This window comes from Citrobacter sp. Cpo090 (assembly GCF_030332665.1).
Lineage (GTDB): Bacteria > Pseudomonadota > Gammaproteobacteria > Enterobacterales > Enterobacteriaceae > Citrobacter > Citrobacter portucalensis.
Map to the genome: position 1 here is coordinate 238,972 of NZ_JAOWHK010000031.1, position 25,610 is coordinate 264,581.

Annotated in this window: 24 protein-coding genes; 8 read left to right on the forward strand and 16 right to left on the reverse strand. The window is 53.6% G+C overall.

Features of this window, described 5'->3' with window-relative positions:
* Positions 1 to 117 precede the first annotated feature (117 nt).
* Positions 118 to 804: a tRNA/rRNA methyltransferase gene (locus tag OGY83_RS16065; RefSeq protein WP_079937146.1), complete on the reverse strand. Its 687-nt coding sequence runs from the start codon at positions 802 to 804 to the stop codon at positions 118 to 120.
* Between the two features lie 399 nt (positions 805 to 1,203).
* Complete coding sequence (gene yjjY / locus OGY83_RS16070; protein ID WP_042998021.1) at positions 1,204 to 1,344, reverse strand: YjjY family protein; 141 nt, start codon at positions 1,342 to 1,344, stop codon at positions 1,204 to 1,206.
* 95 nt (positions 1,345 to 1,439) lie between these two features.
* Here yjjY and arcA point away from each other — a divergent pair, with 95 nt between their 5' ends.
* Complete coding sequence (gene arcA / locus OGY83_RS16075) at positions 1,440 to 2,156, forward strand: two-component system response regulator ArcA (RefSeq protein ID WP_001194359.1); 717 nt, start codon at positions 1,440 to 1,442, stop codon at positions 2,154 to 2,156.
* A gap of 60 nt (positions 2,157 to 2,216) precedes the next feature.
* On the opposite strand, the gene creD is transcribed toward arcA, so the two are convergent.
* From creD to creA, 4 genes are read right to left on the reverse strand one after another with little or no spacing between them, the layout of a single operon-like run.
* A complete protein-coding gene (gene creD, locus OGY83_RS16080) occupies positions 2,217 to 3,578 on the reverse strand; it encodes a cell envelope integrity protein CreD (protein ID WP_286636305.1) in 1,362 nt (453 codons plus the stop codon).
* A gap of 57 nt (positions 3,579 to 3,635) precedes the next feature.
* The gene (creC, locus tag OGY83_RS16085; RefSeq protein ID WP_286636307.1) at positions 3,636 to 5,060 is read right to left on the reverse strand and encodes a two-component system sensor histidine kinase CreC; all 1,425 of its coding nucleotides are present in this window, start codon (positions 5,058 to 5,060) and stop codon (positions 3,636 to 3,638) included.
* Positions 5,060 to 5,749: a two-component system response regulator CreB gene (creB, locus tag OGY83_RS16090; protein ID WP_286636309.1), complete on the reverse strand. Its 690-nt coding sequence runs from the start codon at positions 5,747 to 5,749 to the stop codon at positions 5,060 to 5,062. The genes creC and creB overlap by 1 nt, the downstream gene beginning before the upstream one ends.
* A 12-nt stretch (positions 5,750 to 5,761) precedes the next feature.
* The gene (creA, locus tag OGY83_RS16095; RefSeq protein WP_003018998.1) at positions 5,762 to 6,235 is read right to left on the reverse strand and encodes a protein CreA; all 474 of its coding nucleotides are present in this window, start codon (positions 6,233 to 6,235) and stop codon (positions 5,762 to 5,764) included.
* 211 nt (positions 6,236 to 6,446) lie between these two features.
* Here creA and robA point away from each other — a divergent pair, with 211 nt between their 5' ends.
* Positions 6,447 to 7,316, forward strand: coding sequence for an MDR efflux pump AcrAB transcriptional activator RobA (gene robA, locus OGY83_RS16100; protein ID WP_079937150.1), 870 nt, complete (start codon positions 6,447 to 6,449; stop codon positions 7,314 to 7,316).
* Here robA and gpmB read toward each other — a convergent pair.
* On the reverse strand, positions 7,313 to 7,960 hold the full coding sequence (gpmB, locus tag OGY83_RS16105; protein ID WP_003019006.1) for a 2,3-diphosphoglycerate-dependent phosphoglycerate mutase GpmB: 648 nt from the start codon (positions 7,958 to 7,960) through the stop codon (positions 7,313 to 7,315). The two genes, robA and gpmB, sit on opposite strands and share 4 nt — an antisense overlap.
* 71 nt (positions 7,961 to 8,031) lie before the next feature.
* Here gpmB and yjjX point away from each other — a divergent pair, with 71 nt between their 5' ends.
* Positions 8,032 to 8,547, forward strand: coding sequence for an inosine/xanthosine triphosphatase (gene yjjX / locus OGY83_RS16110; protein WP_008786139.1), 516 nt, complete (start codon positions 8,032 to 8,034; stop codon positions 8,545 to 8,547).
* Positions 8,548 to 8,602: 55 nt separating this feature from the next.
* On the opposite strand, the gene trpR is transcribed toward yjjX, so the two are convergent.
* Together trpR and sltY are read right to left on the reverse strand one after the other, a co-directional pair.
* Positions 8,603 to 8,929, reverse strand: coding sequence for a trp operon repressor (gene trpR, locus OGY83_RS16115; protein WP_003837292.1), 327 nt, complete (start codon positions 8,927 to 8,929; stop codon positions 8,603 to 8,605).
* 90 nt (positions 8,930 to 9,019) lie between these two features.
* Positions 9,020 to 10,957, reverse strand: a complete 1,938-nt coding sequence (gene sltY / locus OGY83_RS16120) for a murein transglycosylase (RefSeq protein ID WP_123268663.1) — start codon at positions 10,955 to 10,957, stop codon at positions 9,020 to 9,022.
* A 207-nt stretch (positions 10,958 to 11,164) separates the two neighbouring features.
* Here sltY and ettA point away from each other — a divergent pair, with 207 nt between their 5' ends.
* A complete protein-coding gene (gene ettA / locus OGY83_RS16125; protein ID WP_003829940.1) occupies positions 11,165 to 12,832 on the forward strand; it encodes an energy-dependent translational throttle protein EttA in 1,668 nt (555 codons plus the stop codon).
* Between the two features lie 100 nt (positions 12,833 to 12,932).
* On the opposite strand, the gene nadR is transcribed toward ettA, so the two are convergent.
* From nadR to serB, 3 genes are all read right to left on the reverse strand, one after another.
* Positions 12,933 to 14,162 carry a multifunctional transcriptional regulator/nicotinamide-nucleotide adenylyltransferase/ribosylnicotinamide kinase NadR gene (nadR, locus tag OGY83_RS16130; protein ID WP_079937152.1) on the reverse strand — a complete coding sequence of 410 codons (1,230 nt, stop codon included), beginning with the start codon at positions 14,160 to 14,162 and terminating at the stop codon, positions 12,933 to 12,935.
* 88 nt (positions 14,163 to 14,250) lie between these two features.
* Entirely contained in the window at positions 14,251 to 15,633 is a 1,383-nt protein-coding gene (radA, locus tag OGY83_RS16135) for a DNA repair protein RadA (protein WP_003829944.1), read from the reverse strand.
* 11 nt (positions 15,634 to 15,644) lie between these two features.
* On the reverse strand, positions 15,645 to 16,613 hold the full coding sequence (serB, locus tag OGY83_RS16140) for a phosphoserine phosphatase (RefSeq protein ID WP_079937153.1): 969 nt from the start codon (positions 16,611 to 16,613) through the stop codon (positions 15,645 to 15,647).
* Positions 16,614 to 16,728: 115 nt separating this feature from the next.
* Here serB and OGY83_RS16145 point away from each other — a divergent pair, with 115 nt between their 5' ends.
* Both OGY83_RS16145 and lplA read left to right on the forward strand, forming a co-directional pair.
* The gene (locus tag OGY83_RS16145; RefSeq protein WP_079937154.1) at positions 16,729 to 17,370 is read left to right on the forward strand and encodes a YtjB family periplasmic protein; all 642 of its coding nucleotides are present in this window, start codon (positions 16,729 to 16,731) and stop codon (positions 17,368 to 17,370) included.
* A 37-nt stretch (positions 17,371 to 17,407) separates the two neighbouring features.
* Positions 17,408 to 18,424 carry a lipoate--protein ligase gene (gene lplA / locus OGY83_RS16150; RefSeq protein ID WP_286636311.1) on the forward strand — a complete coding sequence of 339 codons (1,017 nt, stop codon included), beginning with the start codon at positions 17,408 to 17,410 and terminating at the stop codon, positions 18,422 to 18,424.
* A gap of 99 nt (positions 18,425 to 18,523) precedes the next feature.
* On the opposite strand, the gene deoD is transcribed toward lplA, so the two are convergent.
* The 4 genes from deoD to deoC all read right to left on the reverse strand — a co-directional run bounded on the left by deoD (position 18,524) and on the right by deoC (position 22,959).
* Positions 18,524 to 19,243 (reverse strand): purine-nucleoside phosphorylase, encoded by a 720-nt coding sequence (gene deoD / locus OGY83_RS16155; RefSeq protein ID WP_000224864.1) that lies wholly within the window; start codon positions 19,241 to 19,243, stop codon positions 18,524 to 18,526.
* A 203-nt stretch (positions 19,244 to 19,446) separates the two neighbouring features.
* A complete protein-coding gene (gene deoB / locus OGY83_RS16160; protein ID WP_003019037.1) occupies positions 19,447 to 20,670 on the reverse strand; it encodes a phosphopentomutase in 1,224 nt (407 codons plus the stop codon).
* A gap of 51 nt (positions 20,671 to 20,721) precedes the next feature.
* The gene (deoA, locus tag OGY83_RS16165; protein ID WP_003845626.1) at positions 20,722 to 22,044 is read right to left on the reverse strand and encodes a thymidine phosphorylase; all 1,323 of its coding nucleotides are present in this window, start codon (positions 22,042 to 22,044) and stop codon (positions 20,722 to 20,724) included.
* Between the two features lie 135 nt (positions 22,045 to 22,179).
* Complete coding sequence (gene deoC / locus OGY83_RS16170; protein ID WP_003019042.1) at positions 22,180 to 22,959, reverse strand: deoxyribose-phosphate aldolase; 780 nt, start codon at positions 22,957 to 22,959, stop codon at positions 22,180 to 22,182.
* Positions 22,960 to 23,220: 261 nt separating this feature from the next.
* Here deoC and OGY83_RS16175 point away from each other — a divergent pair, with 261 nt between their 5' ends.
* On the forward strand, positions 23,221 to 24,771 hold the full coding sequence (locus OGY83_RS16175; RefSeq protein WP_286636312.1) for a YjjI family glycine radical enzyme: 1,551 nt from the start codon (positions 23,221 to 23,223) through the stop codon (positions 24,769 to 24,771).
* Positions 24,743 to 25,606: a YjjW family glycine radical enzyme activase gene (locus OGY83_RS16180; protein ID WP_286636314.1), complete on the forward strand. Its 864-nt coding sequence runs from the start codon at positions 24,743 to 24,745 to the stop codon at positions 25,604 to 25,606. The genes OGY83_RS16175 and OGY83_RS16180 overlap by 29 nt, the downstream gene beginning before the upstream one ends.
* The last annotated feature ends 4 nt before the right edge of the window (positions 25,607 to 25,610 follow it).

Here is a 25,610-nt window from a genome sequence, read left to right on the forward strand (position 1 = left end):
CACATTCCGAAACTTGTTCACGAGCAACTGCTTGCCCTTTTACTTTCAACCAATACTGCATGTCCAGCCCACTTGAACCAAGAACAAAACACTACACAACAAAAACTGTTCAAAATTTTATTTTGTGATGTTTTTTTCAATATCATGTAAAAAACGGTGCAACATTGCCGTGTCTCGCTGCCCCAACAGACCCATTCGCTGTTGCAACCAGTCCGTGAGTTTAATGTCGTCAGAAACGTTCAGCGTGGCTAATAAACGCATAACACGTTCGCGCAATGCCTGGAGCTGAAGTTCATCCGTCACTTCACTTTTTTTGGCCGGTTGTTGTATTAAACCTGCTAATTGATAGCAATACACCATCACCGCCTGCCCCAAATTGAGTGAAGGATAGTCAGCGACCATCGGTACACCAGTGAGTACATCTGCCAGCGCTAATTCTTCATTGGTCAGCCCCGAATCTTCACGACCAAACACCAGCGCCGCGTGATCCATCCACACTGATTTCTCCTGTAACAGGGGAACCAGTTCGACCGGGGTGGCGTAATAATGGAACTTCGCCCGGCTACGCGCGGTGGTCGCAACGGTAAAATCAACGTCGTGAAGCGCCTCGGCCAACGTTGGAAAAACGTTAATATTATCAATAATGTCGCCCGAACCATGCGCGACCCATCGCGTGGCGGGTTCCAGGTGAGCCTCGCTATCAACGATCCGTAATTGAGTGAATCCCATGGTCTTCATCGCACGGGCAGCCGCACCAATATTTTCCGCTCTGGCAGGGGCAACCAGAATAATTGTTAAACGCATTTCGATACTCTTTTTGGTCAGTCTGCGAGTAATAATGTGACGCACGTCAACATATTACGCAGCGCAAATTTACATTTTTTTAACAGAAGTCACTGAAAAAGGATTTCGCATCCGATAAAAAATGCTAAACTATTTCCAAACTGTACTATTGCTTTTTATGTTAACAAAAGTTGTATATCCCTCTGTTTATCCATGATAATTTATTTTAAAATGGATCGCATTGGTTGGATTCATTACATTTATTAATTAGCTCGTGCAACTAGTTGTAATATTGCAATTTTGTGATGAAAGCAAACATTTGGATACGTTGATTTCATCAAACTGTTAACGTGCTACAATTGAACTTGATATATGTCAACGAAGCGTAGTTTTATTGGGTGTCCGGCATGTCTTAGCCTGTTATGTTGCTGTTAAAATGGTTAGGATGACAGCCGTTTTTGACACTGTCGGGTCCAGAGGGAAACTACCCACGACCAAGCTAATGATGTTGTTGACGTTGATGGAAAGTGCATCAAGAACGCAATTACGTACTTTAGTCATGTTACGCCGATCATGTTAATTTACGGCATGCATCAGGCAGGTCAGGGACTTTTGTACTTCCTGTTTCGATTTAGTTGGCAATTTAGGTAGCAAACATGCAGACCCCGCACATTCTTATCGTTGAAGACGAGTTAGTAACACGCAACACGTTGAAAAGCATTTTCGAAGCAGAAGGCTATGATGTATTCGAAGCGACAGATGGCGCGGAAATGCATCAGATTCTCTCTGAATATGACATCAACCTTGTGATTATGGATATCAATCTGCCTGGGAAAAATGGCCTCCTGTTAGCGCGCGAACTTCGCGAACAAGCTAACGTTGCGCTGATGTTCCTGACGGGTCGTGATAACGAAGTCGATAAAATTCTCGGCCTCGAAATCGGCGCAGACGATTACATCACCAAGCCGTTTAACCCGCGCGAACTGACTATCCGTGCTCGTAACCTGCTGTCCCGTACCATGAACTTGGGTACTGTCAGCGAAGAACGCCGTAGCGTCGAAAGCTACAAGTTCAACGGCTGGGAGCTGGACATCAACAGCCGCTCTCTGATTGGTCCTGACGGCGAGCAGTATAAACTGCCACGCAGCGAATTCCGTGCCATGCTTCACTTCTGTGAGAACCCGGGCAAAATCCAGTCTCGCGCAGAACTGCTGAAAAAAATGACCGGTCGCGAACTGAAGCCACATGACCGTACCGTTGACGTGACTATCCGCCGCATTCGTAAACATTTCGAATCAACGCCGGATACGCCAGAAATCATCGCCACCATTCACGGTGAAGGCTACCGTTTCTGCGGCGACCTGCAGGATTAATTCAATCCTCACAGGTAAAAAAACGGCGCGTTATGCGCCGTTTTTCATTTCACCACCGCCCTATTTCCACAAGCGAAACGCGTCACTCTGTGCAGGCTGAGGCTCCGGAATTTCTGTCGGCTTTGGTTTTGGCTGTGCGAGCGAGTGCCAGTCAAGATGACGCGTCAGGAACATCACGCCACACAACGCGACCAACAGCACGCCGGTTCCCAACAGTAAAGAGCTGTCCTGTGAACGTAGCAGCACCCACATCACGCCATCCAGCGCCAGTAGCGCTACGGTGAATAAAATACTGTTCCGCCAACTCTGTAATATTGCCTGCAGATATACCCCGTTCATCAATGCGCCTACCAGACTTGCCGTAATCCACGCCGCCGTAAAACCAATATGCTCAGACAATGCCAGCAGCAGCAGATAAAACATCACCAGCGATAACCCCACCAGCAGATACTGCATAGGGTGCAGACGCAGGCTGGTCATACTTTCAAGCACGAAGAAAGACATAAAGGTCAGCACAATCAGCAGGATGGCATACTTGGTAGCTCTGTCCGTTAACTGATACTGATCCGCCGGCGTGGCGACGGCGACGCTAAATGCAGGCATTCCCTTCCAGCCAATCTTTTCGCCATCAAAGCGTTCGCCGAGGTTATTCGCGAACCAGCTGCTTTGCCACCGGGCCTTAAATCCTGACTCACTGATTTCACGCTTCGCCGGGAGGAAATCCCCCAGAAAGTTGGGATGCGGCCAATTGCTGGTTAAGGTCATTTCACTGTTACGGCCAACCGGAACAACGGAGAAATCTCCGGTTCCGCTCAAATTCAGCGACAGCGCCATGCTCAGGTTTTGCTCCGCCCAGCTCGCGTCAGGTAGCGGAATGTGGATCCCTTGAGCCCCTCCATCCAGCCCTGTCCCTGGCTCAACGGCCAACGATTTCCCATTGACCTGCAGCGCTTGCACCACACCGATCCCGCGCGCATCCCCCACGCCAACCACGATGAACGGTTTGCCGACGCTGACGTTAGGATGGTTTAAATCACGCAAGCGTTCAGCGCTAAACTCGGCCTTCACCGAGAGATCATTGTGCCAGACCTGGCCCTCATAAATACCGATTTTACGCGCTTCAACGTTCTGATTCCCCTCAACCACCAACGACTCCGGCAGCCAGAAATGGATATAACTGCGCTTACGCTGGATCTGTTTGTCGCCTTCCAGCTCGATATACAGTTCCGTCACCGGGACGGCAATCAGCGGCCCAACCATCTTTTGCGGCCCGCTGGTGCTTTGACGGATAGCATCTTCGACTTCATCGCGATAATCCGATCGCTCAACGATTATCTGCCTGACCATCGTCAGTGGTATTAACAGCAGTAATATGGCGCCGCCTAAGGTGACGATTTTCCAAAACGGGGGTGATTTAAACATAGCGTTCTCCTTTGCAATATCAGCAAGGTAGAACAGCTATGTGCGGAGAATTTGAAGCTATGTGAAGTGACGGTGAAGTGTAAACGAGGCCTGTGCGCCGCCCTCTGGTCGGTTAGATAATGTCACCGTACCTTCATGCAGTCGTGCAACTTCACTGACAAACGCCAGCCCCAAACCACTGCTCTTATGTCCATTCTCGCGGGGCAGCGAGTAGAAGCGCTCAAAAATACGCGGCAACGCAAAACCAGGGATCCCGCTACCGCTGTCGGTAACCTGCAATGTGACCTGCTCCTCCTGCTGATGCGCGCTCAACGTAATCGTCCCGCCCTGCGGCGTGAAATCGATAGCGTTGTCGAGCAAGTTCCCCAATGCCTGCTCCAGTAACGCGGGATCGGCAGCGACGCTAAGCGATGAAGGCAGAATGGTCAGCGTGATGTTTTTTGCCGCCAGCTGCACGCTACGCGCCTCTTTGAGCTGAGCAAAAAGCGTATCTATCTCCACCGCCGTCAACGTAATGTCCTGTCGATTCTCCAGTCGCGCCTGGCGTAACAGCGTTTCGACCAGCGCCTGCATGCGCGCATTTTGCGTCAGAATATTATCGGTAAAGCGCGCCACCACGTTCGGCGGCGGGCCTTCGCGCAGTATCTCTGCCGCGCCGCGAATGGCCGCCAGCGGACTTTTCAGCTCATGCGTTAACGCGTAGACATATTGCTCAATGTAGTTCTTGCCTTCGAGCTTCAGACGCATACTTTCCAGCGCCTGCGCCAGTTTGCGTAACTCGCTGCTGCCTAAATCAGGCAGTGGGACGGGGCGATTCTCGGTAACGGAGTCGGCATAACGCGCCAGCCGGGCAATGGAGCGGTTTATCCACCATACCATTCCGAAGCCAATCACCAGGGCAATGCCCAACAATACGGCGCTGGCCCACAGCATTCGCCGTTCACTGCGTTTAATCACCGGCGCCATCGCCGCATTTGGTTTGCCGACACTGAGCACGCCGATAATACGCCCACCGTCTACGATCGGCGCGGCAACGTACATCACCGAGCTTTCCGGATCGTTCGGGTTCTGCGGCGTACTACGGGCGCCATACTGTCCACGCAGCGTTAACCACACGTCGTTCCAGCGGGAGTAGTCCTGACCGACGGCCTGGTTGGCTGAATCAAACAACACCTTGCCCTGCGCGTCCGTCATGTAGACATGGTATTCATTACGCACTTTGTTAATGCCGCTGATGTTGGCGTTAAATGGGCGGTTATGCAGTTGCGCAAATGCCTGCGCCAGCTTGCCGTTAGCCGGAGAGTCAGAGAGCAGGTCATCACGCGCCAGTGCAGCCAGCAGCGTGGCAGTATCAATCAAAGTTCCTTCGGTCGCCCGACGGACGCCGGGTTTAATTTCCTGCACAAAGATCGACAGAACGAACCAGGCGGCGACGGCAACAATCAGAAAATAGCCGAGCAGCAAACGCATGCCAATGCGCATCAGCAGCTCCTCAGGCTGTATCCCATACCGCGATGTGTGTTGATGGGGGAAAGCTCAGGATTGATAGCCCGCAGCTTGGCGCGCAGCGTTTTGATGTGAGTATCAACCGTTCTGTCAAAGGTATCCTGCGCATCGGCCCAGACTAAATCCATCAGCTGCTGACGGGAGTAAATACGCCCCGGCGACATCAGCAATGTTTTCAGCAGCAGGAATTCATAGCGCGTCAGGTTCAACGGTATGCCGAACCAGGTAATCTGCGCGGCCAGCTCATTAAGTTCAAAATCCCCACAGCGCGTCGTCAATGAAGGCGTGGAGAATTTTTGCACCCGCCGCAGCAGCGTACGCACACGAGCGCACACCTCACGCGGCGAGAAAGGCTTGGCAACATAGTCATCCGCGCCAATTTCCAGCCCCAGCAGGCGATCCACTTCATCGCTGCGAGCGGTCAAAAAGAGGATCGGCAACGCCGGGTGGCGTTCCAGTAAACGTCGGCACAGTTCAAAACCACTGATATCCGGTAGCCCGACATCCAGAATGATGGCATCAGGGCATTGCTGGCGAGATTTCTCCAGCACGGGAAATCCACGCTCAAACGCCTCTACGCTAAATCCTTCCTGTTGCAGCATGTAGATAAGCGTATCAGCGATTCCCTGCTCATCCTCAACCAACCAGATCAACGGCTGTTGCATTGTGCTTCCTAGTTATTGCCGCCACGGCATGATGGGTACCGCGCTAATGGCATTTTTGGGCGATCCATCGACCACTTTATCTGAATAGGCCAGATAGGCCAGCGCATTACGTTTCGCATCATAAAAACGCACGACCTGTAAAGATTTAAACACCAGCGAGGTACGTTTTTTAAATACCACTTCACCCTGAGCTTTACCGTTCTTGATTCTGTCACTCAGTTCTACCGGCCCAACCTGCTGGCAGGAAATGGCGGCATCGGAGGTATCTTCCGCCAGCCCCAGACCACCTTTGATGCCGCCGGTCTTCGCCCGACTCACATAGCAGGTAACGTTGGTAACATCCGGATCGTCAAACGCTTCGACCACAATTTTATGATCCGGGCCAAACATTTTGAACACCGTATCGACAGATCCAATCTGCTCCGCATGGGCAACCTGCGCCAACATCAGCAGAATTGAGGAAATGACTAAGCTCTTATATTTCATATTGTTACCATTCTTAAAAGTTACTCTGTGTAATTATTCGACATTCTAAGATAAAACGTATACAGATCACAGGATTACAATAATCACGCTTTCGTATGTCCGAAAAAAGCACTTATGAGCAAAAAAAACACTGAATGCTAAAACAGCAAAAAATGCTATTATCCTCATACCTGATGTCGGGTGCTCGTTGTCGAAAGGATGAGGATATTTTATGGATCAGGCTGGCATTATTCGCGACCTATTAATCTGGCTGGAAGGTCATCTGGATCAGCCTTTGTCGCTTGACAATGTGGCGGCAAAAGCAGGCTATTCCAAGTGGCACCTGCAGAGAATGTTTAAGGACGTGACGGGCCATGCTATTGGCGCCTATATCCGCGCCCGTCGTTTATCGAAGTCCGCAGTGGCGCTGCGCCTGACTGCGCGTCCAATTCTGGATATTGCGCTGCAGTATCGCTTTGATTCTCAACAAACCTTTACCCGCGCGTTCAAGAAACAATTTTCCCAAACGCCTGCGCTGTATCGTCGCTCCCCGGAATGGAGTGCGTTTGGTATTCGCCCGCCAATGCGACTGGGTGAATTTGCGATGCCTGCGCACGAGTTTGTCACGCTTGAAGATACGCAACTGCTCGGCACCACACAAAGCTATTCCTGCTCGCTGGAACAGATTTCAGATTTCCGTCATGAAATGCGTATTCAGTTCTGGCGCGACTTCCTTGCTCAGGCTCCTGCGATCCCGCCAGTGCTGTACGGGCTTAACGAAACGCGCCCAAGCATTGAAAAAGATGACGAACAGGAAGTGTTTTACACCACTGCTCTGACGCCGGAACAGGCCAATGGTTATGTGCAATCGGCGCAGCCTATCCTGCTACAAGGTGGCGAGTACGTGATGTTTACCTACGAAGGGCTGGGAACCGGCGTGCAGGAATTTATCCTGACGGTTTACGGCACATGCATGCCGATGCTGAACCTGACGCGCCGTAAAGGACAGGATATCGAGCGATACTACCCGGCAGAAGATGCCAAAGCGGGAGATCGCCCGATCAACCTGCGCTGCGAATTCCTGATTCCGATTCGCCGCTAGCGCTGTAGTTCATCCAACGCAGGGGCGTCCAGATGTGAGATGTCCCCTGCCGTTTCAACCACCCATCCCGGCGCCAGCCATAAGCTTTCCTGATAATCAACGCGAGAAATAGAACAGTTGCGCAGACGCAAGCGACGTTCAGCCCATGCCGGTAATCCCAGAATCGTACTCACCAGGCAACCCAGCGCGATACCGTGACTGACCAGCAGCGGACGACTTCCCGGCGGCAATTCCAGACAGGATGCCAGCGCCGCGTTGACGCGATCGCTCAATTCCTGCATCGATTCCCCTTCCGGGATACGCCCATCCACCGTGCCGTTCACCAACTGGCGACGCCAGCCCTCTTCCTCTGGCGTCAGCGTATCGATATGACGTTTTTCCAGCACACCCATATTTAGCTCGCGCAGACGGGAGTCATAGGTGATATCACAGCCACAGGCCTGGGCGATGATTTCTGCGGTGCGTCGTGTACGACCGAGATCGCTACTGATGACATGCGTAATACCAAACGAGCGGGCGCGTTCACCCACCTGCATGGCTTGTTGTTCACCTTTAGCGGTTAGTGGGCTGTCTGACTGGCCTTGAATACGTCGCTCGGCGTTCCACTGCGTTTCGCCATGGCGAACAAGGTATACCTGTAACATGCTTTTTTTCCGTTATATACTCGTCATACTTTGAGTAGACTCTGCGATGAATTTTCAAACTGAGCTTAATTATGCACAAGGTTATCTCTGCGACCACCAATCCTGCCAAAATTCAGGCAATTCTGCGGGCATTTGAAGAGATTTTCGGGGAAGGATCCTGCCATATTGAACCCGTCGCCGTCGAGAGTGGCGTGCCGGAACAACCTTTCGGAAACCAGGAAACGCGCACTGGCGCACGAAATCGCGTTGATAACGCTCGCCGCCTGCACCCGCAGGCTGATTTCTGGGTCGCCATTGAAGCAGGAATTGACGATGACGCCACCTTTAGTTGGGTGGTGATTGATAACGGCATTCAGCGTGGTGAAGCCCGTTCAGCCACGCTGCCATTGCCTACTGTCATTCTCGACAGAGTCCGTAAAGGTGAAGCACTCGGCCCGGTGATGTCGGACTATACAGGTATTGATGAGATTGGCCGTAAAGAGGGCGCAATCGGCGTCTTTACCGCGGGCAAGCTGACGCGCTCAAGCGTCTATCACCAGGCGGTAATTTTGGCGCTCAGCCCGTTTCATAACGCGGTGTATTTATAGCATTGTGCCGGATGTTCAATCGTAGGCCGGATAAGGCAAAGCCGCATCCGGCGGATCAATTTTTCCCGAGCAACACCTGCTCCAGCCACTGACGCAGATCCACCGGTGCGGATTTGAGGCTGTTCGACCCTCGCGTAATAGTGGCAATCCCCGCCCCGAGCTCGTTTTTAAGCTCACGCTGGCTCATCTCGCCGCGCAACAGCTCTTCAATGATACGCACACGCGTACCCAACGCTTCACGCTCATCCGGCGTTAACATCAAATTGAGCAGTGGCAGGTGTAAATCTTGTTCGTAGGCGTGTTTAAGCAGATCGACAAAACGTAACCACTCCTGGTGACGTTGTTCTGCCATCTCTGCTGAATAGGGTGATTGCTGAGTCATAAGATATCGCCATCGTTGCGGGGGGAAGCGCACTTGCCTCCCCCTTTTGTACTCTTTAACGAGTACGATAGCATAACACAATCGATACGATCAGTAACGACGTTGCCATTCTGCGTCGCTCATCAACTCCGGTTTATCGCCCAGGAAATAGCGATAGTACGCATCGTAAGCCAGCACATTCTTCACGTAGCCACGCGTCTCTGAGAACGGAATACTTTCGACAAACGCGACGGCATCAATGCGGCCAGCGCTATTGCCAAGCCAGGTACGAACGCGCCCCGGACCGGCGTTATAGGCTGCCGACGCAAAGATGCGGTTATTGCCGAATTGCTGATACACGTACTGCAAATAGCTGGTTCCGATGTTGATGTTGGTATCAGGATCCAGTAGCTGGCTCGGACTGCTGTAACCAGGAATCGAGAACATTTTCACCGTATGCGTCGCCGTGCCCGGCATAATCTGCATCAGCCCGCTGGCGCCAACCGGTGATTTCACTTTCGGGTTCCAGGCGCTTTCCTGACGCGCTATCGCCATCGCATAGCTTGGCTGAATATCTTTGCCGCTGGTGTAACGGGTAAAAAGATCTTTATAGGCCAACGGGAAGCGCTCTTCCAGATGATCCCACAGCTTACCGGCGATCGTCGCCTGAACGCTCAGATCCCACCAGTGATTGTTGAACGCGTAACGCGCCAACTGAGCCTGCTCGGACCTGGTACGGCTGGTGACCAGATTCGCCCATTCACTGCGCGCGGTATTATCCATGTTCCAGTACATCAGCTCGCGCACGCGCGCCATTTCCGGGCCTTGAGTCAGCGCAGAATCAACGTTCTCTGGTGCTTTATCCACTTTCAGCTCGTACTCTTCGCCCAGACGCTGTGCCGCCACCATCGGATAGAAACCACGTTGCTGCATGAGCTGGTGCAGGATCTCTTTGGCTTCCGCATCGCGTCCGCGCTCCAGCAGCAGATCCGCCTGCCAGTAGCGCCACTCGTCTTTTTCTTTTGCTTCCATTGGCAGACGCGCCAGCCAGGTATTCAGGCCACGACGATCGCCGGTTCCCAGCGCCATGCGCACGCGGCGCTCCACAAGCGAAGTGGAATTGGAGCGCATAATCGCATCATCACGCCATTTGGCCTGCTCGTCGGTGACGTCATTGCCCATCAGACGCCAGGCAACAATGTCGCGCAGTTCCTGGGTTTGCTCGTCATTAAGCTGTTGCGCCTGCACCAGGGATGGGATCATCAGGCGGGCGTTTTCCACATCCTGACGCGCCACGCTGGCAAAGGCGACCGCCGCCATCTGTCGGGTGAAATCCGTGGCACCGGTGGTGCGTGCAAAAGTCATCACCGAATTCGGATCGTTGGCCAGCGAGATGATCGCGGAGGCAATGGTTTGGTATTGCGCGGGCATCTGTCCGGCCAGCGCCGTCACCAGACCGGTATTCCCGGCTTTCATCGCCAGACGAATACGCTCCAGATACGCCAGCGGATCCTGAGTGCCTGAGGCGCGCCATACGCCAAATAATTTGTCACAGGCGTTCGGCTGACTTTTCCCGGTCAACCACAGCTCTTTTGCGCCCTGCCAGGCTTCTTCGGTTTGCCCGGTACTCCATTTTGCGAAGTAATAGTTACATTGCGCTTCCGTGGTACCCGGTTTTTCCGGGCTGAACGCCAGCAGTCCACGCCAGTCTTCGCGGCGCGCCAGTTCATTCACAAAACGCGATTGCAACGTACGCGCCGGGGGCAGCGTCGGGTTGGCGCGCACAAAATTGGTGACAGTAATCGTGGGCTGATTCATCAGGTCGTCAGTGATCTGACGATATTCCAGATACGGGTACAGAGGATAGTTCTTCAGGCCGGGCATCATCTGCTCTACGACATCCATCTGTCGGTTGTCCCAGGCTTGCTTAATTTGCGCATAGCGATTGCGCTGCTCATCCAGGGAATCGGCTCGCGCCACTTGACTGACCGTCAGCAGACATACGCTGGCTGCCAGCAGGCGCCAGGTAAATTGATTGGCTTTGTCCACAAGCTCTTCCTCTTCTCATGTTACGTCTGTGCAGCATCATGCCGCTTAATTAATTCATGCTAACCAGACATTGCAGAATGCGCCACGTCACGGACACTTTTTTACTTTTGTTGCGAGTGAGATCTGCTGGCTGGGATTGGGCAATGAAAAAGGCTACACTTCGCCTTTGATAACTCTATTCATCACTATAAAAGAGGCGAAGTCCACGTGGCTCAATTCGTTTATACCATGCATCGTGTCGGCAAAGTCGTTCCGCCGAAACGTCATATTCTTAAAAACATCTCACTGAGCTTCTTCCCTGGCGCCAAAATCGGTGTTCTCGGTCTGAACGGTGCGGGTAAATCTACCCTGCTGCGCATCATGGCCGGTATTGATACCGATATCGAAGGTGAAGCTCGCCCACAGCCAGGCATTAAAATCGGTTACCTGCCGCAGGAACCAAAACTGAACCCGGAACATACCGTTCGTGAATCCGTTGAAGAAGCGGTTGCCGAAGTGGTTAGTGCACTGAAAGGTCTGGATGAAGTGTACGCCAAGTACGCCGAGCCGGACGCCGACTTCGATAAACTGGCCGCACAACAGGGCAAGTTTGAAGAAATTATCCAGGCGCACGACGGCCATAACCTGAACGTGCAGCTTGAGCGTGCCGCTGACGCCCTGCGTCTGCCGGACTGGGACGCTAAAATTGAGAATCTCTCCGGTGGTGAACGCCGCCGCGTTGCGCTGTGCCGCCTGCTGCTGGAAAAACCAGACATGCTGCTGCTCGACGAACCGACCAACCACCTGGATGCGGAATCCGTCGCGTGGCTGGAACGCTTCCTGCACGACTTCGAAGGCACCGTGGTGGCGATTACCCACGACCGTTACTTCCTCGACAACGTTGCCGGCTGGATCCTGGAGCTTGACCGCGGCGAAGGTATTCCGTGGGAAGGTAACTACTCTTCCTGGCTGGAGCAAAAAGATCAGCGTCTGGCCCAGGAAGCCTCTCAGGAAGCGGCTCGCCGTAAATCCATTGAGAAAGAGCTGGAGTGGGTGCGTCAGGGCGCTAAAGGCCGTCAGTCTAAGGGTAAAGCCCGTCTGGCACGCTTTGAAGAGCTGAACAACACCGAATACCAGAAACGTAACGAAACCAACGAACTGTTTATTCCACCTGGAGCACGTCTGGGCGATAAAGTCGTTGAAGTCACCAACCTGCGTAAATCCTACGGCGATCGCGTGCTGATTGACGACCTGAGCTTCTCCGTGCCGAAAGGTGCAATTGTCGGCATCATCGGTCCGAACGGCGCGGGTAAATCTACCCTGTTCCGTATGATGTCCGGCCAGGAACAGCCTGACAGCGGCACCATCACGCTGGGTGAAACCGTCAAACTGGCCTCCGTTGACCAGTTCCGTGACGCCATGGACAACAGCAAAACCGTGTGGGAAGAAGTTTCCGGCGGGCTGGATATCATGCGCATTGGCAACACCGAGATGCCAAGCCGTGCCTACGTGGGCCGCTTCAACTTCAAAGGTGTGGATCAGGGCAAACGCGTCGGCGAGCTGTCCGGTGGTGAGCGTGGTCGTCTGCACCTGGCGAAGCTGCTGCAGGTTGGCGGCAACATGCTGCTGCTCGATGAACCAACCAACGACCTGGATATCGAAACCCTGCGCGCGCTGGAAAACGCCCTGCTGGAGTTCCCGGGTTGCGCGATGGTTATCTCGCACGACCGTTGGTTCCTCGACCGTATCGCCACCCACATTCTGGATTACCAGGATGAAGGTAAGGTTGAGTTCTTTGAAGGTAACTTCACCGAATACGAAGAGTACAAGAAACGTACGCTGGGCGCCGATGCGCTGGAGCCGAAACGTATTAAGTACAAGCGTATTTCTAAGTAATTAGCGTTAAGCGCCGGATGGCGGCGTTACGCCTTATCCGGCCTACGAGGTTAGTGCGACTTGTAGGTCGAATAAGCGAAGCGCCATCCGGCATTAAAACCTACCTCTGCTCACCCATCAGCTCTTTCACCAACTCCACACAGCGCAGGAAGCGACCGTCGTAGTCAGGCTCCTTAACGTGCACAAAATTGATATTGTTTTCCTGCAGCATCTCGACCAGCAGCGTCTGAAACGCTTTTCTGTCAACTGAGCTTCCAAGGCTGCGTAAGCCATCCGCCACCCATGGGGTGTTGTTTTCCAGCAGGATCACCAGGTCAAAGCGATACTCGTCAATCAGCGCTTGCACAAACGGATGTTCTCGCCCTTCATACTTTTTACAGAAGGCCTGAGTGGTCACGAAATCGGTGTCGATGAACGCGACTTTATTGGCATACTTAACAGCAAAATCAATGTATTGCGCTTGTCCCAGGGCGATTTTATCGTAGTCAGAATACTGTAACGCCATCTCATCGCCGCCCAAATGGGAGAAGACATAATCACGCCCGTATTCCCACGCACTGGTGGTGTTAAAGATATTGGCAAGCTTGTTCACCAGCGTCGATTTGCCGCTCGACTCCCCGCCGAGGATCGCCACGGTGCGCACGAAAAACGGCTTCACTTCGGTCGGAATATACTCCCAGTAGCGAAACGGGTTTTCACGGATTTGCCCACCGCTAATGCTCATAAACGTCCGCTTGGGATCCACCAGCACGGTTTCGATCCCCAAATGTTCGAGATACTGCGGGGCATCTGATTCTTCAGAGGTGTAGATCCAGTTTGGCTGGATCCCTTTCTCCTGCATAAACGTTTTGATCCCGTTGCTCCACACGTCCCAGCCGTGCGGATACGGCTCCATGCCTTCTTCGTTGAAGGCATGAATACGGATATTTTTCTGATACTTAAAGGTTTGCAGCAGCCAGCGTAGACGATCGGGCACCGTCGGCTGTTGCGACATGGCGCTGTCTTCAAACAGGCTGCGATCGCGCGTATCGTCATAGCCCATGATGATATGCAGTTCATCGACCTGACTACAAGCGCGCTGGATAAGATAGATATGACCGGTATGCAGCGGATAAAACTTACCGAATACCACACCGATATTTTTCTGCTGGCGCGGAAACTCCAGCCCGAGAAAACGGTGCAACGCCTCCAGCTTTTGCGCGCTGGGGCTTTTGATTTTGGCATTCAGCAGTTGGCTTAGGTATCCCTTGGTCATGCCACTGGCATCCGCCACCTGTTGCAGGGTACAGCCTTTTTGCTTAATGGCGGTTTTCAGATAATCAAATGACACAAGAGCCTCCTGCTGGAAAAATCGCGTAACACTGCCTGATGGCGCTTCGCTTATCAGGCCTACAAAATCAGTACGTACGGGTATTTGATTATAGGTCGTCAAACACGCTTAACGCATCCGCAAGCTTCTTAACGCCAAAGACCTGCATCCCTTCCGGTACTTTTTTCGGTACGTTAGCGGCGGGAACTATCGCCCGACGAAAGCCGTGTTTCGCCGCTTCCGAAATACGCTCCTGCCCGCTGGGTACCGGACGGATTTCACCCGCCAACCCCACTTCGCCAAAGACCACTAAATCCTGCGGCAGCGGCCTGTCGCGCAGACTGGAAACCATTGCCAGCAGCAACGCCAGGTCGGCGCTGGTTTCGGTGACTTTTACGCCGCCGACTACGTTAACGAACACGTCCTGATCCGCCATCTGCAAGCCACCGTGACGATGCAGCACCGCCAGTAGAATCGCCAGACGGTTCTGTTCCAGACCGACCGCCACGCGACGCGGGTTTGCCATCATTGAATGATCGACCAGCGCCTGAATCTCTACCAGCAGCGGACGCGTGCCTTCCCAGACAACCATCACCGAACTGCCGGAGGTGACCTCATCGCCACGACTTAAAAAGATAGCGGAAGGGTTGCTGACTTCACGCAGCCCCTGTTCGGTCATGGCAAAGACGCCCAGCTCATTCACCGCACCAAAGCGGTTTTTATGGCTACGCAGAGTACGGAAACGGGAATCGGCGTCACCGTCGAGCAGTACCGAACAGTCAATACAGTGTTCGAGCACCTTCGGCCCGGCCAGCGAGCCATCTTTGGTGACGTGGCCGACCATGACAATCGCTACACCGCGCGTTTTGGCAAAGCGCGTCAGGTAAGCCGCCGTTTCGCGCACCTGCGCCACGCTGCCCGGCGAAGACTGAATATCCGCCATGTGCATTACCTGAATGGAGTCGATCACCATCAGTTTCGGCTGTTCTTCTTCGGCAATCAGGCAAATTTGTTCGATACTGGTTTCCGACAGCATATTCAGATTCGCTGTCGGCAAGCCAAGCCGGTGCGCGCGCATCGCCACCTGTTGCAGGGACTCTTCGCCGGTAACGTACAGAGTTTTCATCTGCTCAGCGAGCTTACACAGCGTCTGTAGCAGCAGCGTTGATTTCCCCGCGCCGGGGTTACCGCCAATCAGAATAGCGCTGCCGGGTACCACCCCGCCGCCCAGCACGCGGTCAAACTCTTTAAATCCGGTGGAAAAACGCGGCAGTTCCTCAAGGCTGATGTCAGACAGCTTCTGCACTTTTGCCACGCCAGCATTCCCGGCATAGCCGCTGAGCCGCTCGTTACGCGCCACCGTCGGCGACGCGGCAAGACGCACCTCGGTAATGGTGTTCCAGGCCTGACAGGCGCTGCATTGCCCCTGCCAGCGCGGGTAATCGGCCCCGCATTCGTTACAAACAAAGGCGCGTTTAGGAGCTTTTGCCACGTTTTACCTCGTTATTTCTGGTTCATGCTGCCGGAGAGAATGCAGAATACGCCCATCAGGTCAGCGTGACGGATAGTAATCTCCGTCTTTTCATTCACTTTGGGTTTAGCATGATACGCAATGCCCAGCCCGGCCGCTTTGATCATTGGCAGATCGTTGGCACCGTCGCCGATCGCCACCGTCTGTGCCATCGGGATCTCATATTCTTGTGCCAGGCGAGTCAGGGTATTGGCTTTGTACTGTGCATCGACGATATCGCCGATCACATTGCCGGTAAATTTACCGTCCATGATCTCCAGCTCGTTTGCCACCGCCGCCGTCAGACGCAGTTTATTACGCAGGTAATCGGCAAAGAAGGTAAAGCCACCAGAGGCAATAGCCACTTTCCAGCCGAGCGTTTCCAGTTTTAACACCAGTTGAGTCAGGCCAGGCATCAGCGGTAACGTTTCGCGCACCTGGTGCAGAATATTGGCATCAGCGCCCTTCAGCGTCGCCACGCGGCTGCGCAGGCTGGCGGTAAAGTCCAGCTCGCCGCGCATTGCGCGTTCTGTGACTTCCGCAACCATCTCGCCGGTTCCAGCCAGTTTAGCAATTTCATCAATGCATTCGATCTGGATTGCCGTCGAGTCCATGTCCATCACCAGCAAACCCGGCGTGCGCAGATGCGGGATTTTGCCTAATGGTGCAACATCCAGTTTGGCGTCATGCGCCAGTTTTGCCGCGCGCGGCGTTAACGAACCCGCCAGGCGAATCACCTGATAATCTTCAACGCACCAGGCTGCAACAATCACCATCGCCGCGCCCAGTTTGCTCTGGTATTGCGTTAAACGTTGTTTATCCAGCCCACGACCGTACAGCAGCCAGCCACTGCGGCCCGCGTGGTAGTCCAGCGGCATGACTTCATCGCCACTTAAAGAGAGAGGCAGACCTGGCCACAGAGAAACATCTTCAGGTAGATCGCACCAGGTTATGTTAGGCATTAAAGCTCCTGTAAAATCGTTCGGGTCGGAATCATCAGGGGAAAATAACGCATGAGGCTACCCTGTAACCAGCGCTTCTGGCAACATTAAGTCTCAAATTTTCAGCAGGTGGAATATGGCTCGCGCAAAACTGAAATTCCGACTTCATCGTGCAGTGATTGTATTGTTCTGTCTTGCGCTGCTCGTCGCCCTGATGCAGGGCGCATCCTGGTTTAGTCAAAGTCACCAGCAGCAGCGTAATCCGCAGCTCGAAGAGCTGGCCCGCACCCTGGCCCGCCAGGTCGCGCTAAATGTTGCTCCGCTGATGCGTACCGAAACGCCGGATGAAAAACGCATTAAAGCGGTACTCACACAGTTGACGGAAAGTAGCCGTATTCTGGACGCTGGCGTGTACGATGAACAAGGAGACCTGATTACGCGCTCCGGCGAAAGCGTCAACGTTCGCGACCGGTTGGCGCTCGACGGCAAAAAAGCCGGGGGTTATTTTAACCAGCAGATTGTCGAACCCATTCAGGGGAAAAATGGTCCGCTGGGCTATTTGCGCCTGACGCTGGATACCCACACGCTCGCCACCGAGGCGAAGCAGGTAGATAACACCACCAACATCTTACGCCTGATGCTGCTGCTGGCGCTAGCGATCGGTGTGGTGCTCACCCGTACGTTATTGCAAGGCAAGCGCACTCGCTGGCAGCAATCCCCTTTCCTGCTAACCGCCAACAAACCGGTGCAGGAAGAAGACAACGAGAAGAAAGAGTAAAAGCAGTAAAAACTGTAAAACAGAAGGGAAATCAACCATGACTACACTACGCCTGCTTATCTCAGACTCTTACGATCCGTGGTTTAACCTCGCGGTCGAAGAGTGCATTTTTCGCCAGATGCCCGCCACGCAGCGCGTCCTGTTCTTGTGGCGTAACGCCGATACGGTGGTGATTGGCCGGGCGCAAAACCCGTGGAAAGAGTGTAATACCCGCCGTATGGAGGAAGACAACGTGCGGCTCGCCCGGCGCAGCAGCGGCGGCGGCGCGGTATTCCATGACCTGGGCAATACCTGCTTTACCTTTATGGCCGGTAAACCGGAGTACGACAAAACCATTTCCACCGCGATTGTCCTCAACGCATTGAATTCTCTGGGCGTTACGGCAGACGCCTCCGGGCGTAACGATCTGGTGGTGAAAACGCCAGACGGCGATCGCAAAGTTTCCGGCTCTGCTTATCGGGAAACGAAAGATCGCGGATTCCACCACGGCACGCTGCTGCTAAATGCCGATCTCAGCCGCCTGGCAAATTATCTCAATCCCGACAAAAAGAAACTCGCTGCAAAGGGGATCACCTCTGTCCGCTCACGTGTGGCGAATCTAACAGAACTGTTGCCGGGCATCACCCATGAACAGGTCTGTCAGGCAATCACGGAAGCCTTTTTTGCCCACTACGGCGAACATGTCGAAGCAGAAATTATCTCGCCGGATAAAACCCCGGATCTACCGAACTTCGCCGAAACCTTTGCCCGCCAGAGCAGTTGGGAGTGGAATTTTGGTCAGGCACCTGCTTTCTCGCACCTGCTGGACGAGCGTTTTACCTGGGGCGGCGTTGAGCTGCATTTCGACGTTGAAAAAGGGCATATCACGCGTACACAGGTGTTTACCGACAGCCTTAATCCCGCGCCGTTAGAAGCGCTGGCGGGTCGTCTGCAAGGATGCTTGTACCGGGCGGATATGCTGCAACAGGAGTGCGAGGCGCTGCTGGTTGATTTCCCGGAGCAGGAGAAAGAGTTACGTGAGCTGTCGGCATGGATTGCCGGAGCGGTGCGTTAAGCACTGACCTGAAAAATGCCGGATGGCGGCTACGCCTTATCCGGCCTACGAGAAGAATGGTAAGCCCGGCCAGCGCAGCGCCACCGGGCAAAACAACGCTTACTCTTTATCGCCCAGCAGAACGGATTCCAGTGCGATTTTGATCATGTCGTTGAAGGTCGTTTGACGTTCAGCGGCAGTGGTCTGCTCGTGAGTACGGATATGGTCGGACACGGTGCAGATGGTCAGCGCTTTCGCCCCAAATTCCGCAGCAACACCGTAGATGCCCGCCGCTTCCATTTCTACGCCCAGCACGCCGTATTTTTCCATCACGTCGAACATTTCACCGTCCGGAGAGTAGAACAGGTCAGCGGAGAACAGGTTGCCCACGCGCGCGTCTACGCCCAGCGCTTTTGCTGCATCAACTGCGTTACGCACCATGTCGAAGTCAGCGATAGCAGCGAAATCATGATCTTTAAAACGGATACGGTTAACTTTGGAATCGGTGCATGCACCCATGCCGATAACCACATCACGCAGTTTAACGTCCATACGCACAGCACCGCAGGAGCCTACGCGAATGATTTTCTTCACGCCGAAATCGGTGATCAGCTCTTTGGTGTAGATGGAGCAGGACGGGATACCCATACCGTGACCCATAACGGAGATCTTACGGCCTTTGTAAGTACCGGTGAAACCTAACATGCCGCGAACGTTGTTCACTTCACGAACATCTTCGAGGAAAGTTTCAGCAATATGCTTTGCACGCAGCGGGTCGCCCGGCATCAATACGACGTCAGCGAAATCACCCATTTCTGCATTAATATGTGGAGTTGCCATTTTTTGTCCTTATCTTGTTGTTATTGCCTGATGGCGGCTACGCCTATCAGGCCTACAAAACGTATGCAAAACAGTGAAATACCCTAAGGATTTCGCGTTGCAGGAAGGCGACGAATTCGTGAATCCCCGGGAGCATAGATTAACTATGTGACCGGGGTGAGCGAATGAAGTCAACGCATCTACAGCGCGAAAGACAACGGGTATTACAGCATGTTTTTACCGTAGTCCATCGGTGACGTACCAAAGTAGCTCGCCAGCGTCTGACCGATATCCGCGAAGGTTTCACGGTGGCCCAAAGAACCAGGTTTCACTTTCGGACCGTAAACCAGTACCGGAATGTGTTCACGGGTGTGGTCAGTGCCGGTCCAGCTCGGGTCACAGCCGTGGTCGGCGGTCAGGATCAGAATGTCATCTTCTCCCACCAGCTCCATCAGCTCAGGCAGACGGCGGTCGAACAGTTCCAGGCCCGCAGCATAACCGGCGATATCGCGACGATGTCCCCAGGAAGAGTCGAAATCAACGAAGTTGGTGAAGACGATGGTCTTATCACCCGCTTCTTTCATCTCTTTGATGGTGGCGTCGAACAGCGCGTCCAGACCGGTGGCTTTCACTTTTTTGGTGATGCCGCAGTTAGCGTAGATATCCGCGATTTTACCGACGGAAACCACGTGACCGTCTTTTTCGTCGACCAGTTTCTGCAGCACGGTCGGTGCTGGCGGCTCAACGGCCAGGTCGTGACGGTTACCGGTACGCTGGAAGTTACCGGCTTTATCACCGATAAACGGACGTGCGATAACGCGACCGATGTTGTAACCACCTTCGGTCAGCTCTTCACGTGCGATTTCGCACAACTCGTAGAGTTTATCCAGGCCAAACGTCTCTTCGTGGCAGGCAATCTGGAACACGGAGTCAGCGGAGGTATAGAAAATCGGCTTGCCGGTTTTCATATGCTCTTCACCCAGTTGATCCAGGATCACGGTACCGGAAGAGTGACAGTTGCCGAGGTAGCCCGGCAGGTTGGCACGTTTTACCAGTTTATCCAGCAGTTCCTGCGGGAAGCTGTTTTCATGATCTGAGAAATATCCCCAGTCAAACAGAACCGGGACACCCGCGATTTCCCAGTGGCCAGACGGCGTGTCTTTCCCGGAAGAAAGTTCATGCGCCCATGCGTAGGCACCAATCACTTCCGCGTTACCGTCCATACCAGCAGCAATTTTACCGGTAGAACCTTCGTGAGCTTTCACCAGGCCCAGACGGGTCAGGTTAGGCAGATTCAGTGGACCTTTGCGACCATTGTCAGCTTCACCTTTCGCACAGGCTTCTGCAATGTGTCCCATAGTGTCTGAACCTACGTCGCCAAAGCGATCCGCATCTTCAGTCGCACCAATACCAAAGGAGTCCAGCACCATAATAAATGCACGTTTCATCTTGTTCTCCATACATCTGCGCCGCAAAAAAGCGATCAGATCAGTATACAGTTATTCGGTAATACGACGATAGACTGTCGGTGTAATTTCTGGCGCTTTATCGTCAAGGCTAATTGCCGCTTTGACCGCTTTCGCCGCTTCCTGCCAGCTGGCTTCGTCTTTGGCGTGGATCACCGCCAGCGGGCGCTGTCCGTCTACGCTGTCGCCCAGACGCGCCATGTCACTAAAGCCAACGCTGTAATCAATGGTGTCCGAAGCCTGACGACGACCGCCGCCCATGGAAACGACCGCCATCCCCAGCGCACGGGTATCCATCGCGCTGACAAAGCCTTCGGTATCAGCATATACCGCTTTGCTGAGCATTGCCGTTGGCAGGTACTTCGCATAATTTTCGACGAAATCGGTCGGGCCTTTCTGCGCCGCAACCATGCGACCAAAAATCTCTGCTGCTTTGCCGTTATCCAGCACCGTCTGCAATTTCGCACGGGCTTCGGCGTCATCTTTCGCCAGATTGCCGGAGATCAGCATTTCCACGCACAGCGCCATGGTGACGTCTAACAGACGTGGATTGCGGTATTCACCGGTCAGGAACTGCACCGCTTCGCGAACTTCGACCGCGTTACCTGCGCTGGAGGCCAGCACCTGGTTCATATCGGTTAACAGCGCGGTGGTACGTACACCCGCACCGTTTGCCACACCGACAATCGCTTCAGCGAGAGCTTCAGAAAGCTCGTAGGTCGGCATAAAGGCGCCGCTGCCCACTTTCACATCCATCACCAGCGCATCCAGCCCTTCCGCCAGTTTTTTCGCCAGAATGGAACCAGTAATCAGCGGGATGGAATCCACCGTCGCGGTAATATCGCGGGTGGCATAAAAACGTTTATCCGCCGGTGCGAGCGAGCTGGTTTGCCCAATAATCGCTACACCCACGTCTTTAATAATTTCACGGAAACGCGCGTCGTCCGGGAAGATGTCAAATCCAGGAATCGCTTCCAGTTTATCGAGCGTACCGCCGGTATGCCCCAGGCCACGCCCGGAGATCATCGGAATATAGCCGCCGCACGCAGCAACCATCGGGCCTAACATCAGTGACGTTACGTCACCCACGCCGCCGGTAGAGTGTTTATCCACAATCGGGCCGTTCAGCTGCAGGCTTTTCCAGTCCAGCACGGTTCCTGAATCACGCATTGCCATGGTCAGCGAAACTCGCTCAGGCATTGTCATATCGTGGAAGAAAATGGTCATCGCCAGGGCGGCGATTTGCCCTTCAGAGATGGTGTTGTCGCGAATACCATTGATAAAGAAACGAATTTCTTCATCGCTCAGCGCATGACCATCACGTTTTTTACGAATAATTTCTTGTGCGAGAAACACGGTAACCCCCAGGGGAAAAGAGTAGAAGGCCGTTGTAGGCCGGGTAAGCAACGCGCCACCCGGCAGTCGTCTTAATGCCGGATGGCGGCTGCGCCTTATCCGGTCTACGTCGCTACAGCTCCGGCAATATAAGGCTTAGTAGCTGCTTGCGCTCTTGCCGTCGCCGTGACCCAGCGCTTTCAGCAAGCTCGCCAGCAGGCTGGATGCGCCAAAACGGTAGTGACGAGAATCAGCCCAGTCAGCGCCAAACAGTTCATCGGCAATCGCCAGGAACTGCTGTGCATCTTCTGCAGTGCGCACACCGCCAGCCGGTTTGAAACCTACAGTTTTAGAAACACCCATGTCGCGGATCACTTCCATCATGATGCGTGCGCTTTCCGGCGTCGCATTGACCGGCACTTTACCGGTAGAGGTTTTGATGAAATCAGCACCGGCTTTGATGGAGATTTCAGACGCTTTGCGAATCAGTGCTTCTTCTTTCAGCTCACCGGTTTCGATGATGACTTTCAGCAGCACGTTTGCCGCCGCACACGCGTCTTTGCAGGCTTTAACCAGATCGAAACCAATCTGCTCGTTACCGGCGATCAGCGCACGGTACGGGAACACCACGTCAACTTCATCTGCACCGTAAGCAATCGCCGCGCGGGTTTCAGCCAGCGCAATCTCGATGTCGTCGTTGCCATGCGGGAAGTTGGTTACTGTTGCAATGCGGATGTCCGGCGTGCCCTGCTCTTTCAGGGTCTTACGCGCAATAGGGATGAAACGCGGATAGATACAGATTGCGGCAGTGTTGCCAACCGGGGTCTTCGCCTGATGACACAGCGCGATCACTTTTTCATTGGTGTCGTCGTCATTCAGAGTGGTCAGGTCCATCAGTTTCAGTGCACGCAGGCTGCTTGCTGTTAAATCGGTCATAACATTCTCCAACGGCATCGCCGTATAAAATTTCACCTTGCGAGTTTGTTAGTATTCTAACATCCGCTCGCTATTACACTTCGATATACATCACAGTTAATGAAAACCACATACAGATTTGCATTACTCTAATGAGATCTACTTCAAATAAATCACCTTTTCTAAAGGGATGCGGTGGCATCAGGCGCATCCGGATCAAAGGTTGTGGCGGCGTTGCTTTCTACAATGGCGTCACACCTTCGGGACAAAAAGGAATCAACGATGCCCACTTCAAGCGAACTCGCGCTGCAACAGCGTTGCCAACAAATCGTGACCAGCCCAGTGCTCAGCCCTGAGCAGAAACGCCACTTTCTGGCGCTGGAAGCTGAAAGCGCGCTGCCTTACCCGCAACTGCCTGCACAGGCACGTCAGGCGCTGGATGATGGGGTAATCTGCGATATGTACGAAGGTCATGCCCCGTTCAAACCGCGCTATGTTTTACCCGATTACGCGCGTTTTCTGGCCAATGGTTCATCGTGGCTGGAACTGGAAGGCGCCAGGGATCTTGATGACGCGTTATCCTTACTCACTATTCTTTACCACCATGTTCCGTCAGTGACGTCGATGCCGGTCTATCTCGGTCAGCTCGATGCCCTGTTGCAACCGTATGTTAGAATTCTAACACAAGAAGAGATCGATATTCGAATAAAACGTTTCTGGCGTTATCTCGACAGAACCCTGCCAGACGCGTTTATGCATGCCAATATCGGCCCTGCAGATACACCAGTCACCCGTGCAATTTTACGCGCAGATGCAGAGTTAAAGCAGGTCTCACCTAATCTGACATTCATTTATGACCCGCAAATCACACCTGACGATCTGCTGCTCAACGTGGCACAAAATATCTGCGAGTGCAGTAAGCCACATATTTCCAATGGCCCTGAAAATGATAAAATTTTCACAAAAGGTCAGTATGGCGTCGTCAGTTGTTACAACTCTTTGCCGCTCGCCGGGGGTGGAAGCACGCTGGTCAGGCTTAATCTGAAAGCCATCGCAGAGCGCAGCACCTCTGTCGATGACTTCTTTACGCGCACCCTACCGCACTACTGCCAGCAGCAAATCGCCATCATTGATTCACGATGTGAATTCCTCTATGAGAAATCACATTTCTTTGAGAATAGCTTCCTCGTGCAGGAAGGGTTGATTGATCCCGAACGTTTTGTGCCTATGTTCGGGATGTACGGCCTGGCGGAGGCGGTGAACCTGCTGTGCGATAAGGCGGGACAGAATGCGCGCTATGGGAAAGATGAGTTCGCCAATCAGCTCGGCTATCGCATCAGCGCCCAACTGGCGGAATTTGTCGAAAACACCCCGGTGAAATATGGCTGGAAGCAGCGCGCGATGCTGCATGCACAGTCGGGGATAAGTTCTGATATCGGCACCACGCCGGGCGCACGCCTGCCTTATGGCGATGAGCCGGACCCGATCACCCATCTGCAAACCGTCGCGCCACATCACGCGTTTTATCACGCCGGGATCAGCGACATTCTCACGCTGGATGAAACCATCAAGCGTAATCCTCAGGCGCTGGTGCAGCTGTGCCTCGGGGCGTTTAAAGCCGGAATGCGCGAGTTTACCGCCAACGTGAGCGGCAACGATCTGGTTCGCGTTACGGGTTATATGGTGCGGCTGTCGGATCTGGAAAAATATCGCGCCGAAGGTTCTCGCACCAACACCACCTGGCTGGGCGAAGAAGCCGCGCGCAATACGCGCATTCTGGAACGACAACCTCGCGTGATTAGCCATGAACAGCAGATGCGCTTTAGTAAGTAAGCTAATTCCTTTCTCCTGCGTCGACGGGCCGGGCAGTCGCCTGGCTCTGTTTCTGCAAGGATGTAATCTGCGCTGTAAGAATTGCCACAATCCGTGGACGATGGGACGCTGCAACGACTGCGGGGAGTGTGTGCTGCATTGCCCGCATGAGGCGCTGAGCCTGAGCGCGGGGAAAGTATGGTGGCAGTCCGATGTATGCCAGCAGTGCGACACCTGCCTGCATATGTGCCCTCAGCAGGCCACGCCGATGGCGCAGAGTATGAGCGTTGATGAAGTGCTGCAACATATTCGTAAAGCGTCACTGTTTATCGAAGGGATAACTGTTAGTGGCGGTGAAGCGACTACCCAACTCCCCTTTATTGTGGCGCTATTTACCGCGATAAAAACCAATCCGCAGTTGCAACACCTGACCTGCATGGTCGACAGCAACGGCATGCTGAGCGAAACTGGCTGGCAGAAGCTGCTGCCGGTGTGCGACGGCGTAATGCTGGATTTAAAAGCCTGGGACAGCACGTGTCATCGGCAGCTTACCGGACGCGATAACACGCTGATTAAACAAAGCATTACATTTTTGTCCGGGCAGGGAAAACTGGCGGAACTGCGCCTGTTGGTGATTCCTGGTCAGGTGGATTATCTACAGCATATCGATGCGCTGACGGCGTTTATCAAACGCACCGGTGACGTACCCGTGCGGCTGAATGCCTTTCATGCGCACGGGGTGTATGGCGAAGCGAAGGACTGGCCGAGTGCATCGCCGGAGGATGTGGAACACCTGGCGCAAAGGTTGCGCGAGCGCGGGGTGGATAATTTGATTTTCCCGGCGCTGTACCTGTGATTGC